General features: G+C 56.3%; 17 protein-coding genes. 12 read left to right on the forward strand and 5 right to left on the reverse strand.

What is annotated here, in order from left to right:
* The first annotated feature begins 64 nt into the window (after positions 1-64).
* Complete coding sequence (locus WM95_RS20470; RefSeq protein ID WP_063409119.1) at positions 65-1,333, forward strand: OprD family outer membrane porin; 1,269 nt, start codon at positions 65-67, stop codon at positions 1,331-1,333.
* 52 nt (positions 1,334-1,385) lie between these two features.
* Here WM95_RS20470 and speB read toward each other — a convergent pair whose 3' ends face one another.
* The 4 genes from speB to WM95_RS27920 form a co-directional block, all read right to left on the reverse strand.
* Positions 1,386-2,306 (reverse strand): agmatinase, encoded by a 921-nt coding sequence (gene speB, locus WM95_RS20475; RefSeq protein WP_014071686.1) that lies wholly within the window; start codon positions 2,304-2,306, stop codon positions 1,386-1,388.
* Positions 2,307-2,592: 286 nt separating this feature from the next.
* Positions 2,593-4,569 carry a biosynthetic arginine decarboxylase gene (speA, locus tag WM95_RS20480; protein WP_023309121.1) on the reverse strand — a complete coding sequence of 659 codons (1,977 nt, stop codon included), beginning with the start codon at positions 4,567-4,569 and terminating at the stop codon, positions 2,593-2,595.
* A gap of 8 nt (positions 4,570-4,577) precedes the next feature.
* Positions 4,578-4,709, reverse strand: coding sequence for an acid stress response protein YqgB (yqgB, locus tag WM95_RS20485; protein ID WP_127312443.1), 132 nt, complete (start codon positions 4,707-4,709; stop codon positions 4,578-4,580).
* Between the two features lie 94 nt (positions 4,710-4,803).
* Positions 4,804-4,947, reverse strand: a complete 144-nt coding sequence (locus WM95_RS27920; RefSeq protein ID WP_418250466.1) for a hypothetical protein — start codon at positions 4,945-4,947, stop codon at positions 4,804-4,806.
* A gap of 425 nt (positions 4,948-5,372) precedes the next feature.
* Here WM95_RS27920 and metK point away from each other — a divergent pair, with 425 nt between their 5' ends.
* From metK to ruvX, 8 genes are all read left to right on the forward strand, one after another.
* Complete coding sequence (gene metK, locus WM95_RS20495; RefSeq protein ID WP_014885184.1) at positions 5,373-6,527, forward strand: methionine adenosyltransferase; 1,155 nt, start codon at positions 5,373-5,375, stop codon at positions 6,525-6,527.
* A 360-nt stretch (positions 6,528-6,887) separates the two neighbouring features.
* Entirely contained in the window at positions 6,888-8,285 is a 1,398-nt protein-coding gene (gene galP / locus WM95_RS20500) for a galactose/proton symporter (protein ID WP_023309123.1), read from the forward strand.
* Positions 8,286-8,343: 58 nt separating this feature from the next.
* Positions 8,344-8,841: a SprT family zinc-dependent metalloprotease gene (locus WM95_RS20505; RefSeq protein ID WP_045888327.1), complete on the forward strand. Its 498-nt coding sequence runs from the start codon at positions 8,344-8,346 to the stop codon at positions 8,839-8,841.
* 94 nt (positions 8,842-8,935) lie between these two features.
* Positions 8,936-9,643, forward strand: a complete 708-nt coding sequence (gene endA, locus WM95_RS20510) for a deoxyribonuclease I (protein WP_063409118.1) — start codon at positions 8,936-8,938, stop codon at positions 9,641-9,643.
* 51 nt (positions 9,644-9,694) lie between these two features.
* Positions 9,695-10,426 (forward strand): 16S rRNA (uracil(1498)-N(3))-methyltransferase, encoded by a 732-nt coding sequence (gene rsmE, locus WM95_RS20515; protein WP_023309126.1) that lies wholly within the window; start codon positions 9,695-9,697, stop codon positions 10,424-10,426.
* Positions 10,427-10,445: 19 nt separating this feature from the next.
* Positions 10,446-11,393 (forward strand): glutathione synthase, encoded by a 948-nt coding sequence (gene gshB / locus WM95_RS20520; protein WP_029739222.1) that lies wholly within the window; start codon positions 10,446-10,448, stop codon positions 11,391-11,393.
* An 87-nt stretch (positions 11,394-11,480) separates the two neighbouring features.
* Positions 11,481-12,041 (forward strand): YqgE/AlgH family protein, encoded by a 561-nt coding sequence (locus WM95_RS20525; protein WP_008499752.1) that lies wholly within the window; start codon positions 11,481-11,483, stop codon positions 12,039-12,041.
* On the forward strand, positions 12,041-12,457 hold the full coding sequence (gene ruvX / locus WM95_RS20530) for a Holliday junction resolvase RuvX (protein ID WP_021242076.1): 417 nt from the start codon (positions 12,041-12,043) through the stop codon (positions 12,455-12,457). Before WM95_RS20525 ends, ruvX begins: the two co-directional genes overlap by 1 nt.
* Positions 12,458-12,467: 10 nt before the next feature.
* On the opposite strand, the gene WM95_RS20535 is transcribed toward ruvX, so the two are convergent.
* Entirely contained in the window at positions 12,468-13,448 is a 981-nt protein-coding gene (locus WM95_RS20535) for a type IV pilus twitching motility protein PilT (RefSeq protein WP_047743817.1), read from the reverse strand.
* A 17-nt stretch (positions 13,449-13,465) separates the two neighbouring features.
* Here WM95_RS20535 and WM95_RS20540 point away from each other — a divergent pair, with 17 nt between their 5' ends.
* From WM95_RS20540 to yggU, 3 genes are read left to right on the forward strand one after another with little or no spacing between them, the layout of a single operon-like run.
* Complete coding sequence (locus tag WM95_RS20540; RefSeq protein WP_063409117.1) at positions 13,466-14,167, forward strand: YggS family pyridoxal phosphate-dependent enzyme; 702 nt, start codon at positions 13,466-13,468, stop codon at positions 14,165-14,167.
* Between the two features lie 21 nt (positions 14,168-14,188).
* Positions 14,189-14,755: a YggT family protein gene (locus tag WM95_RS20545; RefSeq protein ID WP_063409116.1), complete on the forward strand. Its 567-nt coding sequence runs from the start codon at positions 14,189-14,191 to the stop codon at positions 14,753-14,755.
* Positions 14,752-15,048, forward strand: coding sequence for a DUF167 family protein YggU (gene yggU / locus WM95_RS20550; RefSeq protein WP_023309131.1), 297 nt, complete (start codon positions 14,752-14,754; stop codon positions 15,046-15,048). Before WM95_RS20545 ends, yggU begins: the two co-directional genes overlap by 4 nt.
* The last annotated feature ends 3 nt before the right edge of the window (positions 15,049-15,051 follow it).

Here is a 15,051-nt window from a genome sequence, read left to right on the forward strand (position 1 = left end):
TTTCCGGTAATTATCACGCCCGCAGTTATTCAAATTACTATATTCAGACAGAGACGTTCCCTCCGTGAAAAAAGAATTATCATTAATTGCTTTAAGCTTATTTGCCGCATTACCTGCCGCTGCAAGCCAGCAATCCGACAGCCAGGGTTTTATTGACGACAGCCATCTGGACCTGTTTTTACGCAATGCGTATATCAGCCGCGATTACCATCAGGGCCAGCAGGACAAAGCCGAGTGGGGTCAGGGGATCATTGCCACGTTTGCATCCGGCTATACCGAAGGGCTGGTGGGCTTTGGCGTGGACGGTATTGCTCAATACGGCGTGCGCCTGGACGGCGGCCGTGGCAAGAGCGGCGCGGGCGGCATCGACTTCTTTAAGCAGGAAGATGACGGCCGGGCAAAATCCGATCTGGCAAAGTTTGGCGCCACCGCCAAAATGCGCATCTCGAATACCGTACTGAGCTACGGGAATCAGCGCCCTGAGCTGCCCATCGTGAATGCCGACAGCTCCCGCCTGCTGTTTGAAAGCTATACCGGCACCATGCTGACCTCAAAAGAGATCGACGGTCTGGAAGTCAACGCTGGTTACTTCACCGACGAGCAGCGTAAAAGCGATGACCGCCACGACAGCGGGCTGAAGAGCCTCTCCTTCGGCGGTGCGAGCTATCAGTTTAACGACCAGTTCAGCGGCGCGCTGTACGCCTCTCATAATGAAGAGGTAATGAACAAGCAGTACCTGGGCATGAACTTCAAACAGCCGTTCAGCACCGGGCAGCAGCTGGTACTCGACTTCAACGGCTATAACTCCCGTCTGGACCAGGGTTACGCGGACAGCCTCGACACGGGCCGCAGCAACACCATCTGGAGCCTGGCGGCGAGCTACATCTGGGACATTCACACGTTCAAAGTGGCGTACCAGCAGAGCAGCGGCAGCACCGGCTACAACTACGGCGGCTATCGCGACAAGGGCGGCGTGGGTGACGGCGGTAACACCATCTGGCTGGCGAACTCCTACTGGTCTGATTTTAACGGCGAAGATGAACGTTCCTGGCAGGCATCCTACGATCTGGACTTTGCCGGCCTTGGCTTACCGGGCCTGAGCTGGACCACCGCCTACGTGCGCGGCGATAACATCAAAACCTCTGAAACCAGCAACGGCAAAGAGCACGAGTGGTTTAACCAGATCCAGTACCAGGTGCAGGATGGTCCGGCGAAGGATCTGAAGCTGAAACTGCGCTACTCCGTCCTGCGCGTCTCCTGCAACGCCAGCGAGTACAACGTGGGCGGGGACGAGATCCGCGCTTACGTGGAATACCCGTTTAACGTGTTCTGAAGGCAATAAAAAACCTCTCAGTAGAGAGGTTTTTTTTCACGCAAGGCGAGGCTTATTCGCCTTTTTTGGCTGCCTGAATGTAGAGCATTTCCAGCGCCAGAGTCGCTGCGGCCAGCGCGGTGATCTCGGACTGGTCGTACGCAGGCGCCACTTCCACCACGTCCATCCCGACAATGTTCAGATCCTTCAGGCCGCGCACCAGCTTAATGGCACGATCTGAGGTCAAACCGCCGATGACCGGTGTACCGGTGCCCGGTGCAAATGCCGGATCCAGACAGTCGATGTCGAAGGTCAGATACACGGGCATATCACCCACGATCTGCTTCACCTGAGCGATGATGTCGTCGACGCCGCGATCGTTAACCTGGCCCGCATCCAGCACGGTGAAACCGTTGTCTTTGTCGAACTCGGTACGAATACCGATCTGCACCGAGTGGTTCGGGTCGATCAGACCTTCGTTCGGCGCGGTGAAGAACATTGTGCCGTGGTCGAACTCGCAGCCGTTCGCGTAGGTGTCGGTATGCGCATCGAAGTGCACCAGCGCCATTTTACCGAAGTGCTTCGCGTGGGCGCGCAGCAGCGGCAGGGTCACGAAGTGGTCGCCGCCGAAGGAGAGCATGCGCTTACCGGCAGCCAGCAGCTTCTCGGCGTGCGCCTGCAGCTTCTCGCTCATCTCACGCGCGTCGCCGAAGGCGTACACCAGGTCACCGCAGTCCACCACGTTCAGGCGCTCGCGCATGTCGAAGTTCCACGGGAAGCGGTTATGCTCCCAGGCCAGGTTAGTGGAAACCTGACGGATCGCTGCCGGGCCGTGACGACCACCCGCGCGGCCAGATGTTGCCATATCGAACGGCACGCCGGTGATCACCCAGTCAGCGTCGCTGTCGTACGGCTGGAAGTTCATCGGAAGGCGTAAAAAACCAAAGGCGTTAGATACCAGAGAGTTATCGTACTGATGACCTAAAGTGCTCATGTCCTGACCTCTTTTAAAGTCGATACATTAAAAACAGATGAAAAAAAATCCCCTCCGCGTCGTTAAACCCGACGAGGAAGGGATTGATTCGTAAATCGCTTATTGGGGCGAATTATCGCCGGTAATGCATACGGGTTCAAGTGAGTATAGCATTCTGCCCGATGACGGCTTCGCCTTATCCGGCCTACGTTCGTAGGCTAGGTAAGCGCAGCGCCACCGGGCATCAGCGACTTAGCGGTCTGATGCCCTCACCCCGCCCCTCTCACACAGGGAGAGGGAGGTTTTCCTACTCGTCTTCCAGGTAGGTATACCCGTACAGACCCGCTTCAAACTCTTCCAGGAACTGCTGCTGGAGCGCATCGTCCAGCCCGGTATTTTTGACCTGGTCGCGGAACTGGGTGAGCAGTTTTTTCGGATCCAGCTGAACGTATTCCAGCATGTCCGCCACGGTATCCCCTTCATCGGACAGCTCGATTTCCACGTTGCCGTCAGGGAAGACAAACACGTCCACCGCTTCGGTATCACCGAACAGGTTGTGCATGTTGCCGAGGATCTCCTGATACGCGCCGACCATAAAGAAGCCCAGCATCGGCGGGTTCTCCGGGTCGTATTCCGGCATTGGCATCGTCGTTGCGATACCGTCGCCGTCGACGTAGTGGTCGATGGCGCCGTCGGAGTCACAGGTGATGTCCAGCAGCACCGCACGGCGTTCCGGGGCATGGTTCAGCCCTTCCAGCGGCAGAACCGGGAACAGCTGGTCGATACCCCAGGCATCCGGCATCGACTGGAACAGCGAGAAGTTGACGTAGATCTTGTCCGCCATACGCTCCTGCAGCTCGTCGATAATCGGACGGTGCGCGCGGTTGCTCGGGTCGAGCTGTTTCTGCACTTCATGGCACATGTTCAGGTAGAGCTGCTCCGCCCACGCGCGCTCCTGCAGGCTGAAGGTGCCTGAAGAATAACCCACGTGAATATCGTGCAGGTCCATCTGGCTGTCGTGCAGCCATTCGCGCAGGGAACGACGCGTGCCCGGCTCGTGCATTTCCTGCCAGGTTTCCCACATGCTTTGCAGGGAACGCGGGGCATCGTCTGCCGGAGGCGTTGCCTCGGAGATTTCGCTACGCTCAACGCCGATGATGTTAGAGACCAGCACCGTATGGTGCGCGGTCACCGCGCGACCAGATTCGGTGATCACCGTCGGGTGCGGCAGGCCGTTCTCTTCACAGGCATCGCCGATCGCCCAGATGATGTTGTTCGCGTATTCGTTCAGGCCGTAGTTCACGGAACAGTCAGACTGCGAGCGGGTCCCTTCGTAGTCCACGCCCAGGCCGCCGCCCACGTCGAAACACTGAATATTCACGCCGAGCTTGTGCAGCTCAACGTAGAAACGCGCGGATTCACGCACGCCGGTGGCGATGTCGCGAATATTGGCCATCTGCGAGCCGAGGTGGAAGTGCAGCAGCTGAATGCTGTCCAGACGACCGCGCTCGCGCAGGATTTCCACCAGCTGCAGCACCTGGTTTGCCGCCAGGCCGAACTTGGATTTCTCGCCGCCGGAGGACTGCCATTTACCGGAACCTTGTGACGCCAGACGCGCACGCACGCCAAGGCGCGGCACCACGTTCAGACGTTCGGCCTCTTCCAGCACGATGGCGATTTCGGTCATCTTTTCGATGACCAGATAGACCTTGTGGCCCATCTTTTCGCCAATCAGCGCCAGACGAATGTATTCACGATCTTTATAGCCGTTACAGACGATCACTGAACGGGTCATGCCCGCATGCGCCAGAACCGCCATCAGCTCCGCTTTGGATCCTGCTTCCAGGCCCAGCGGCTCGCCGGAATGGATCAGGGATTCAATCACGCGGCGGTGCTGGTTCACCTTGATCGGGTAAACCAGGAAATAGTCGCCTTTATAGCCGTAGGACTCACGCGCGCGCTTGAACGCGGCGTTAATAGAACGCAGGCGATGTTGCAGGATCTGCGGGAAGCAGAACAGTGCAGGCAAACGCTGGCCCTGAGCCTCACGGGCTTTCACCAGTTTCGCGAGATCCACGCGCGCTTCAGGGACGTCCGGATCCGGGCAGACGCTGATGTGGCCCAGTTCGTTGACGTCGTAGTAGTTATTGCCCCACCAGGCAATATTGTAAGTGCGCAGCATCTTGCTGGCTTCCTCGGAGCTCATCGCAACCTCCTGCATAGAACGTAGTACACCCTGTTCGCCCGCTGACGAAGGCGAAAAAGAAGACATGTCGTCAGACATAGCGAACCTCAACTCTTTGTATTAAGTGTAAAACAGTTGACTACTATCGCAGCGTTATACGGCGATAACAACCCATAAACGGCTCCGTTTCCCAGCAGAGTATGCTGAAATCCAGACCGTGCGACCGGTTTCTTATTCATATCATTGTAAAACACGTATCCGAACTCTGTATGAGAAGGTTCGGCGAAACCACGAGAAAACTCTTGTATTAACAAGAGCGCCCTTGTTCAGTTTTCACAAAGCGTGACCGGCCCTGGAATCCTGAGAAGCGCCGAGATGGGTATAACATCGGCAGGTTTGCAGACTAGAAATGCGGGTTGCGGGAATCAAATGCGCGCCAGAACGGCTGCGCTGAATTAGCGGAAAACGATGGTTCATTATCTCGTATCACCTCCACGGCCGCCTCTGCTGAAACGGCCCCCAAGCCAAAGCTAAAAGTACACTGCTTAACCCGGCTGGAAGTGGCGACACGATGAGTTCATCGAGCGCTTATTTTATATGAGCCGCGCGCCGCGTTTTATACCGAGAACAGGGGTAAAAAGCAAAAGATAAATGTGCGTGTTGCCGGGGCCGTCAGGAATTATTGCCAGCCGCAATTTCAACTGAGTGAGAGGTTAGTCAAAAAAAACTGGAAATCGGGCGAAGAAGTGACCTAAAATAGCCATCCAGATGTTAATCCATCTATACTGATTAACACTCATACTGCCAGTGTCAAAAACCTGCAGGCCTTGGTAGAATTATCTCCTTTGGCTATTCCACACAGCAGCTTGAGCTAACCAAATTCCTCTTAGGTGAAATAAAACATGGCAAAACACCTGTTTACGTCCGAGTCCGTATCAGAAGGACATCCTGATAAAATTGCTGACCAAATCTCCGATGCGGTGCTGGATGCGATCCTGGCGCAGGATCCAAAAGCGCGCGTAGCGTGCGAAACCTATGTCAAAACCGGCATGGTTCTGGTTGGCGGTGAGATCACCACCAGCGCATGGGTTGATATCGAAGAGATCACCCGTAATACGGTGCGTGAGATCGGCTATGTGCATTCTGATATGGGCTTTGATGCCAACTCCTGCGCGGTTCTGAGCGCGATTGGCAAACAGTCTCCGGACATCAACCAGGGCGTTGACCGTGCCGATCCGCTGGAACAGGGCGCGGGCGACCAGGGCCTGATGTTCGGCTATGCAACCAACGAAACCGACGTGCTGATGCCAGCACCGGTCACCTACGCACACCGTCTGGTGCAGCGTCAGGCTGAAGTGCGTAAAAACGGCACTCTGCCGTGGCTGCGCCCTGATGCGAAAAGCCAGGTCACCTTCCAGTACGACGACGGCAAAATCGTCGGTATTGACGCGGTCGTTCTGTCTACCCAGCACTCCGAAGAAATCGATCAGAAATCTCTGCAGGAAGCAGTGATGGAAGAGATCATCAAGCCGGTTCTGCCGACCGAATGGCTGAGCTCTGCGACCAAATTCTTCATCAACCCAACCGGACGCTTCGTTATCGGTGGCCCAATGGGTGACTGCGGCCTGACCGGTCGTAAAATCATCGTTGATACCTACGGCGGCATGGCGCGCCACGGTGGCGGTGCGTTCTCCGGTAAAGATCCGTCTAAAGTTGACCGTTCTGCGGCGTACGCGGCGCGTTATGTGGCGAAAAACATCGTTGCTGCCGGCCTGGCTGACCGCTGTGAGATCCAGGTTTCCTACGCGATCGGCGTGGCTGAGCCAACCTCCATCATGGTTGAAACCTTTGGTACCGAGAAAGTGCCTTCAGAACAGCTGACTCTGCTGGTGCGCGAGTTCTTCGACCTGCGTCCATACGGCCTGATTCAGATGCTGGATCTGCTGCACCCAATCTACAAAGAAACCGCTGCATACGGTCACTTTGGTCGTGAACATTTCCCATGGGAAAAAACCGACAAAGCCGCCCTGCTGCGTGAAGCTGCCGGTCTGAAGTAATCGACTGACATCTGCGTGATAAAAGGCCAGCCTTCGGGCTGGCCTTTTTTTGTCGGGTGACGCCGCAAAGGCGCACATATGGAACCGATTACACCGCACCGGATGCGTCTCGCTTTCAGAATATTCTCTTTGCATGATCGCCTTTCTTCTGCTGTTACATCTCCTTTCAGTTAAGTCTGAAATGTGTTCTTTCGCGATGCATATCACCTCGTTTACCTCTATATTTTCAATGCTTTAATTATTTTTACGGTTGCACCTTAGTGTAACCGATTACACCTATGTGATTAATCTCACATATTTTTACGGGTCACTCACCTACCCTTTACATCAATAAAACTGATAACCCAACTGGAGGGCATAATGCCTGACAATAAAAAACAGGGGCGTACGTCCAACAAGGCGATGACATTCTTCGTCTGTTTCCTCGCCGCCCTGGCAGGATTACTTTTTGGCCTGGATATCGGCGTCATTGCCGGTGCATTACCTTTCATTACTGACGAGTTCCAGATCAGCGCTCACACCCAGGAGTGGGTGGTCAGCTCCATGATGTTTGGCGCCGCAGTGGGTGCCGTCGGCAGCGGCTGGCTCTCCTTCAAGCTCGGGCGTAAAAAGAGCCTGATGATCGGCGCGATCCTGTTCGTTGCCGGTTCACTCTTCTCTGCCGCTGCGCCTAACGTTGAGGTCCTGCTGGTTTCCCGCGTGCTGCTCGGCCTGGCCGTGGGCGTGGCGTCCTATACCGCCCCGCTTTACCTGTCTGAAATCGCGCCGGAGAAAATCCGCGGCAGTATGATTTCGATGTACCAGCTCATGATCACCATCGGTATTTTGGGCGCGTACCTTTCCGATACCGCGTTTAGCTACAGCGGCGCATGGCGCTGGATGCTCGGCGTGATCATCATCCCGGCCATTCTGCTGCTGATTGGCGTCTTCTTCCTGCCGGACAGCCCGCGCTGGTTCGCCGCCAAACGTCGATTCCACGATGCCGAACGCGTGCTGATGCGCCTGCGCGATACCAGCGCCGAAGCGAAAAACGAGCTGGAAGAGATCCGCGAAAGTCTGAAGGTCAAACAGTCCGGCTGGGCGCTGTTTAAAGAGAACAGCAACTTCCGCCGCGCGGTGTTCCTTGGCGTATTGCTTCAGGTGATGCAGCAGTTCACCGGGATGAACGTCATCATGTATTACGCGCCAAAAATCTTTGAGCTGGCGGGCTATACCAACACCACCGAACAAATGTGGGGGACCGTCATCGTGGGTCTGACCAACGTGCTGGCGACCTTTATCGCCATCGGTCTGGTGGACCGCTGGGGACGTAAGCCAACGCTGACGCTGGGCTTCCTGGTGATGGCTGCCGGTATGGGTGTCCTCGGTACCATGATGCATGTAGGCATTCACTCACCAACCGCCCAGTACTTTGCGGTCGGCATGCTGCTGATGTTTATCGTCGGGTTTGCGATGAGCGCTGGCCCGCTGATTTGGGTGCTGTGCTCTGAGATCCAGCCGCTGAAAGGGCGTGATTTTGGTATCACCTGCTCTACCGCAACCAACTGGATTGCCAACATGATCGTCGGAGCAACGTTCCTGACCATGCTCAATACCCTGGGCAACGCGAACACCTTCTGGGTCTACGCCGGTCTGAATATCTTCTTTATTGTGCTGACAATCTGGCTGGTTCCAGAAACCAAACACGTTTCTCTGGAACATATTGAACGTAACCTGATGAAAGGTCGTCCGCTGCGCGAAATCGGCGCCCACGACTGATCCTCACGCGGGAGGCGCCTCTTGCGCCTCCCCGCTTCGCGCTTTATGCTCTGCCCCTATGAAAGCACCCCGTCTCCCCATCGCCCTTCAGCAAGCCGTTATGCGCTGCCTGCGGGAAAAACTCGCCCAGGCAAACCTGAAGCTCGGCCGTAATTACCCTGAACCTAAGATCGTTTATCAGCAGCGCGGAACCGCGGCGGGTACCGCCTGGCTCGAGCCGTATGAGATCCGCCTTAACCCGGTGCTGATGATGGAAAACCAGCAGGCGTTTATCGAGGAAGTGGTACCGCACGAGCTGGCGCATCTGCTGGTGTGGAAACACTTCGGACGCGTCGCGCCCCACGGCAAGGAGTGGAAGTGGATGATGGAAGCGGTGCTCGGCGTTCCGGCACGCCGCACCCATCAGTTCGAGCTGGAATCGGTGCGCCGCAATACCTTCCCCTACCGCTGCCAGTGTCAGCAGCACCAGCTTACCGTCCGCCGCCATAATCGCGTGGTGCGCGGCGAGGCGACCTACCGCTGCGTCAAATGCGGCGAGCCGCTGGTTGCGGAATAATCATCCGAACTTTCAGGAACTTTCCTGATCTGACTGATTGCATACGGGAACAACATTCGTTACGTTGCGGGCTCGTTTTGACACGGAGTGTAAGATGTCCCGTAATTTTTCTCTCGCGGTCGCCTTTCTGACGACGGCGCTCTCAGGCCATGCTCTGGCCGACGGTATCAACAGTTTTTCCCAGGCCAAGGCAGCAGGCGTGAAGGTAAACGCCGATGTGCCGGGCGATTTCTACTGCGGCTGTAAAATTAACTGGCAGGGTAAAAAAGGGGTCGTTGACCTTGAGTCCTGCGGCTATAAGGTGCGTAAAAACGAAAACCGCGCCAGCCGCATTGAATGGGAACATGTCGTTCCGGCCTGGCAGTTTGGCCACCAGCGCCAGTGCTGGCAGGATGGCGGACGAAAAAACTGCGCCAAAGATCCGATTTATCGCCAGATGGAAAGCGATATGCATAACCTGCAGCCTGCCGTAGGTGAAGTGAACGGCGACCGGGGTAATTTCATGTACAGCCAGTGGAACGGTGGCGAAGGCCAGTACGGCCAGTGCGGTATGAAGGTTGATTTTAAAGAGAAAGTCGCCGAGCCCCCTGCCCGCGCGCGCGGCAGCATTGCCCGCACCTACTTCTATATGCGTGACCGTTACGACCTCAACCTCTCCCGCCAGCAGACGCAGCTGTTCAACGCCTGGGACAAGCAGTACCCGGTGACGGAGTGGGAATGCCAGCGCGACGAACGTATCGCCAGAGTCCAGGGGAATCACAACCCTTACGTCCAGCGGGCTTGCCAGGCGCAAAAGAGCTAACCTACACTACGGCAATTCGCTTATATCGCATGACACATGGAATTTCTGACTATGCGCATTCCCCGCATTTACCATCCTGAACTGATTACCGCAGGCCGCGAAATCGCCTTGTCTGATGACGCCGCCAACCACGTTGGCCGCGTGCTGCGCATGGGCGCAGGCCAGGCAATACAGCTGTTCGACGGCTCGAACCAGGTTTTCGACGCGGAAATCACGCGGTCTGATAAAAAAAGCGTACACGTTAACGTCCTGCGTGGCGAAGTGGATGATCGGGAATCACCGCTGCACATCCATCTGGGCCAGGTGATGTCGCGCGGCGAGAAAATGGAGTTCACCATACAGAAATCCATTGAACTGGGTGTAAGCCTCATTACGCCACTTTTTTCTGAGCGCTGCGGCGTTAAACTGGATGCGGAACGTCTGAACAAAAAGATCCAGCAGTGGCAGAAAATCGCCATTGCGGCTTGCGAACAGAGTGGCCGCAACCGTATTCCGGAGATCCGCCCGGCGATGGATCTGGAGGACTGGTGTGCAGAAGAGGAAAGCGGGCTGAAGCTCAATCTTCATCCGCGCGCCAGCGCCAGCATCAATACGCTGCCCCTGCCCGTTGAGCGCGTACGCCTGCTGATTGGCCCCGAAGGCGGCCTGTCGGCGGACGAAATTGCGATGACGGCACGTTACCAGTTTACTGATATTCTGTTGGGACCTCGCGTTCTGCGCACTGAGACAACGGCACTCACGGCCATTACCGCGCTACAGGTACGGTTTGGCGATCTGGGTTGAAGCATTAACGGAGAAGAACATGATCAAGCTCGGCATCGTGATGGACCCCATCGCAAACATTAACATCAAGAAAGATTCCAGCTTCGCCATGCTGCTGGAAGCGCAGCGTCGCGGCTATGAACTCCACTATATGGAGATGAACGATCTTTACCTGATCAACGGTGAAGCTCGCGCCCGCACCCGCATCGTTAACGTCGAGCAGAACTACGACAAATGGTACGAGTTCGGCACCGAGCAGGATATTGCCCTGGCCGATCTCAACGTCATCCTGATGCGTAAAGATCCGCCGTTCGACACCGAATACATTTACAGCACCTACATCCTTGAGCGTGCAGAAGAGAAAGGCACGCTGATCGTCAACAAGCCGCAGAGCCTGCGCGACTGCAACGAGAAGCTCTACACCGCCTGGTTCTCTGACCTGACGCCGGAAACCCTGGTGACCCGCAGCAAAGCGCAGCTGAAGGAATTCTGGCAGAAGCACGGTGATATCATCATGAAGCCGCTGGACGGCATGGGCGGCGCGTCGATTTTCCGCGTTAAGGAGAGCGACCCGAACATTGGCGTGATTGCCGAAACGCTGACCGAACTGGGCACGCGTTACTGCATGGCGCAGAACTATATTCCGGCGATTAAAGACGGCGATAAACGCGTTCTGGTGGTAGATGGCGAACCGGTTCCTTACTGCCTGGCGCGTATCCCGCAGGGTGGCGAAACTCGTGGGAACCTGGCAGCCGGTGGCCGCGGTGAGCCGCGCCCGCTGACCGAAAGCGACTGGGAAATTGCCCGCCGCGTTGGCCCAACGCTGAAAGCCAAAGGCCTGATCTTCGTCGGTCTGGATATCATCGGCGATCGTCTGACCGAAGTGAACGTCACCAGCCCGACCTGCATTCGTGAAATTGAAGCGGAATTCCCGATTTCGATCACCGGAATGCTGATGGACGCTATCGAAAAACGTTTACAAAAATAACCTAACAATACTATTAGTGACAGCGCCTGAGTTTGTCCCCATACTGGGCGCTGTCGCTTTTTAAACCAGGAAACAGTACCTCTGACAATGAATTTACAGCATCACTTTCTTATTGCCATGCCTGCTCTCCAGGATCCGATTTTTCGCCGCGCCGTGGTTTATATTTGTGAATACAATGAAGACGGCGCGATGGGTATTATCATCAATAAACCACTGGAAAATCTTCAGGTTGAAGGAATTCTGGACAAGCTGAAAATACCGGCTGAAGCGCGACTGCCGGAAATCCGGCTTGATAAACCGGTGATGCTGGGTGGACCTCTTGCAGAAGATCGCGGCTTTATCCTGCATACGCCGCCGGTATTCTCTTCAAGCATTCGAATTTCGGATAACACCGTTATCACGACCTCGCGCGACGTGCTTGAAACGCTGGGCACCGCAGAGCAGCCTTCTGAAGTGCTGGTGGCGCTGGGCTATTCGTCGTGGGAGAAAGGCCAGCTTGAGCAAGAGATCCTCGATAACGCCTGGCTTACCGCGCCAGCGGACATGAATATCCTGTTTAAAACCCCTATCGCCGATCGCTGGCGCGACGCGGCGAAGCTGATTGGCATTGATATCCTGACCATGCCTGGCGTAGCGGGGCACGCCTGATGAGCGGAACGCTTCTGGCCTTCGATTTTGGTACCAAAAGCATTGGCGTCGCCGTGGGTCAGCGTATCACCGGTACCGCGCGTCCGCTTACGGCCCTGAAGGCCAATGACGGCACGCCAGACTGGAATCTTATCGAACGTCTGCTTAAAGAGTGGCAGCCGGATGACGTGATTGTTGGGCTCCCGCTGAACATGGACGGCACAGAACAGCCGCTTACCGCCCGGGCGCGTAAGTTCGCCAATAAAATCCATGGCCGCTTTGGCGTCTCCGTAAAGCTTCACGACGAGCGTCTCAGCACCGTCGAAGCGCGTGCCGGCCTGTTTGAGCACGGCGGCTTCCGTGCGCTCAACAAGGGCAGCGTGGACTCCGCTTCTGCCGTGATTATCCTCGAAAGCTATTTCGAGCAGGGCTTTTAAGCACGGGGGCCTACAGCCGGCCCTGCGCCCGTCTCTCCGCCAGGCTCTGGTCAAAGTTCTGCATTCCTGCCTGCTGACCGGTTTGAATGATCCCGGGCAGTTGCCACGTTTTCCCTTCACGAATCAAATTCGCCGCCGCCGCAGTGTTCACCAGCAGTTCATACAACGCGACGCGCCCGCCCTGCAGATCGGGAAGCAGCCTCTGCGCCAGCACCGCCCGCAGGCTGCCGGCCAGCTGGTTACGCACAGGATCTTTCTCCTGCGCCGGGAACGTATCGACCAGCCGTTCAATCGCCTGCGATGCCCCGCGCGTATGCAGCGTCGCCAGTACCAGGTGTCCGGTTTCCGCCGCCGTCAGCGCCAGGCGGATCGTTTCGCTGTCGCGCAGCTCCCCCAGCAAAATAACGTCCGGATCCTGGCGTAAGGCGCTGCGCAGCGCTTCAGCAAATGACGGGCTGTGCTGGCCTATCTCCCGCTGCTGGATCAGACAACGTTCGCTCTGGTAGATAAACTCCACCGGATCTTCAAGCGTCAGGATATGGCCGTCAGCATGGTGGTTGAGAAAATCGACCATCGCCGCCAGCGTAGTGGATTTGCCGCTGCCGGTCGCCCCCGTGACCAGAATCAGCCCGGCGTCATTGGACAACAGTTCCGGGATCGCCCGCGGCGCGCCCAGCGAAGAGAGCTGTGGGCAGCTACGCGGCAGCAGCCGCAGCGTAACAGAGACACCTCTCATCTGCTTAAAGGCACTGCCGCGCAGCCGCTGGCCTCCCGTTACCGTCGCGGCAAAATCCACCTGCCCCTTTGCCCACCAGATCCCCTGCTGCTCATCGTTGAGCCACGCTTTCAATAACGCTCCGACATCGGGAGGCGGAAAAGGCGCAGGCTCAAGCCGACCTAATCTGCGCCAGCGCGGTGGCGAATCACTGCACAGGTGTAGATCGGAGACGTTATGCTTTACACTAAGGGCCACAATTTCTTCCACATCCATAGACTATTCCTCGGAAAATGAACGACATTGCGCATAACCTGGCACAGGTCCGGGACAAAATCTCAGCCGCCGCAGCGCGCTGCGGCCGTGCTTCAGAAGAAATTACGCTGCTTGCAGTCAGCAAAACCAAGCCTGCGAGCGCCATCGCAGAAGCTATTGATGCAGGCCAGCGGGCCTTTGGTGAAAACTACGTGCAGGAAGGCGTGGATAAAATTCGCTACTTCCAGGAACAGGGGAATACGGATCTGCAGTGGCACTTTATTGGCCCCCTGCAGTCGAACAAAAGCCGTCTGGTAGCAGAACACTTCGACTGGTGCCACACCATCGATCGCCTGCGTATTGCTACCCGCCTGAATGACCAGCGTCCGGCAGAAATGCCAGCGCTTGACGTGCTGATTCAGGTCAACATCAGCGACGAAAACAGCAAGTCCGGCATTGCGCTGAGCGAGCTGGACGCGCTGGCCGCCGAGGTGGCCGAACTGCCGCGCTTGACCCTGCGCGGGCTGATGGCAATTCCGGCGCCTGAGTCAAGTTATGAAAGGCAGTTTGCCGTGGCACAGCAAATGGCTGTAGCATTTGAGGCGCTTAAAGCGCGCTATAACACGGTAGACACGCTTTCACTGGGCATGTCAGATGATATGGAAGCCGCCATCGCGGCAGGCAGCACTATGGTGCGCATCGGTACGGCAATTTTCGGTGCGCGCGACTACTCAAAATAATAAGGAAACCTGAGGAACGCCATGAAGACGTTGACTTTCCTGCTCTCAACAGTGCTTGAGCTGTATACGATGGCGCTTTTGCTGCGCGTCTGGATGCAGTGGGCCCGCTGTGATTTTTATAATCCGTTCTCGCAGTTTGTCGTGAAAATCACGCAACCTGTTGTCGGACCGCTGCGCCGCATTATCCCGGCGATGGGTCCCATCGACAGTTCGTCTCTGCTGGTAGCGTTTATTCTGAGCGTTATCAAAGCGATCGTGCTGTTTATGGTCATCACCTTCCAGCCGATTATCTGGATTGCCGCCGTTCTGATTCTGATCAAAACCATCGGCCTGCTGATTTTCTGGGTGCTGCTGGTCATGGCGATCATGAGCTGGGTGAGCCAGGGCCGTAGCCCGGTAGAGTATGCCTTGATTCAGCTGGCCGAGCCGCTGCTGCGTCCAATCCGTAACCTGCTTCCGTCTATGGGCGGCATCGATTTTTCGCCGATGATCCTGGTTCTGCTGCTCTATGTGATCAACATGGGGATCGCTGAACTGCTGCAGTCCACGGGCGATATGCTGCTGCCGGGGCTGTGGATGGCGCTATGAGTGCCGTAAGCACCTGCGCTGACGGGCTGGTTTTGCGGCTGTATATTCAGCCGAAAGCCAGCCGTGACGGTATTGTTGGGCTGCATGGCGACGAATTAAAAGTCGCCATCACCGCCCCACCGGTTGACGGCCAGGCGAACGCGCATCTGACCAAATATCTGGCAAAACAGTTTCGCGTCGCCAAAAGCCAGGTCATCATTGAAAAAGGTGAGCTTGGGCGACATAAACAGGTAAAAATCCTTAATCCGCAATCTATCCCGACGGAAGTCGCGGCTCTGAAAGAACAGGACTAAACC

Source organism: Enterobacter cloacae complex sp. ECNIH7, from assembly GCF_002208095.1.
Classification (GTDB): Bacteria; Pseudomonadota; Gammaproteobacteria; order Enterobacterales; family Enterobacteriaceae; genus Enterobacter; species Enterobacter cloacae_M.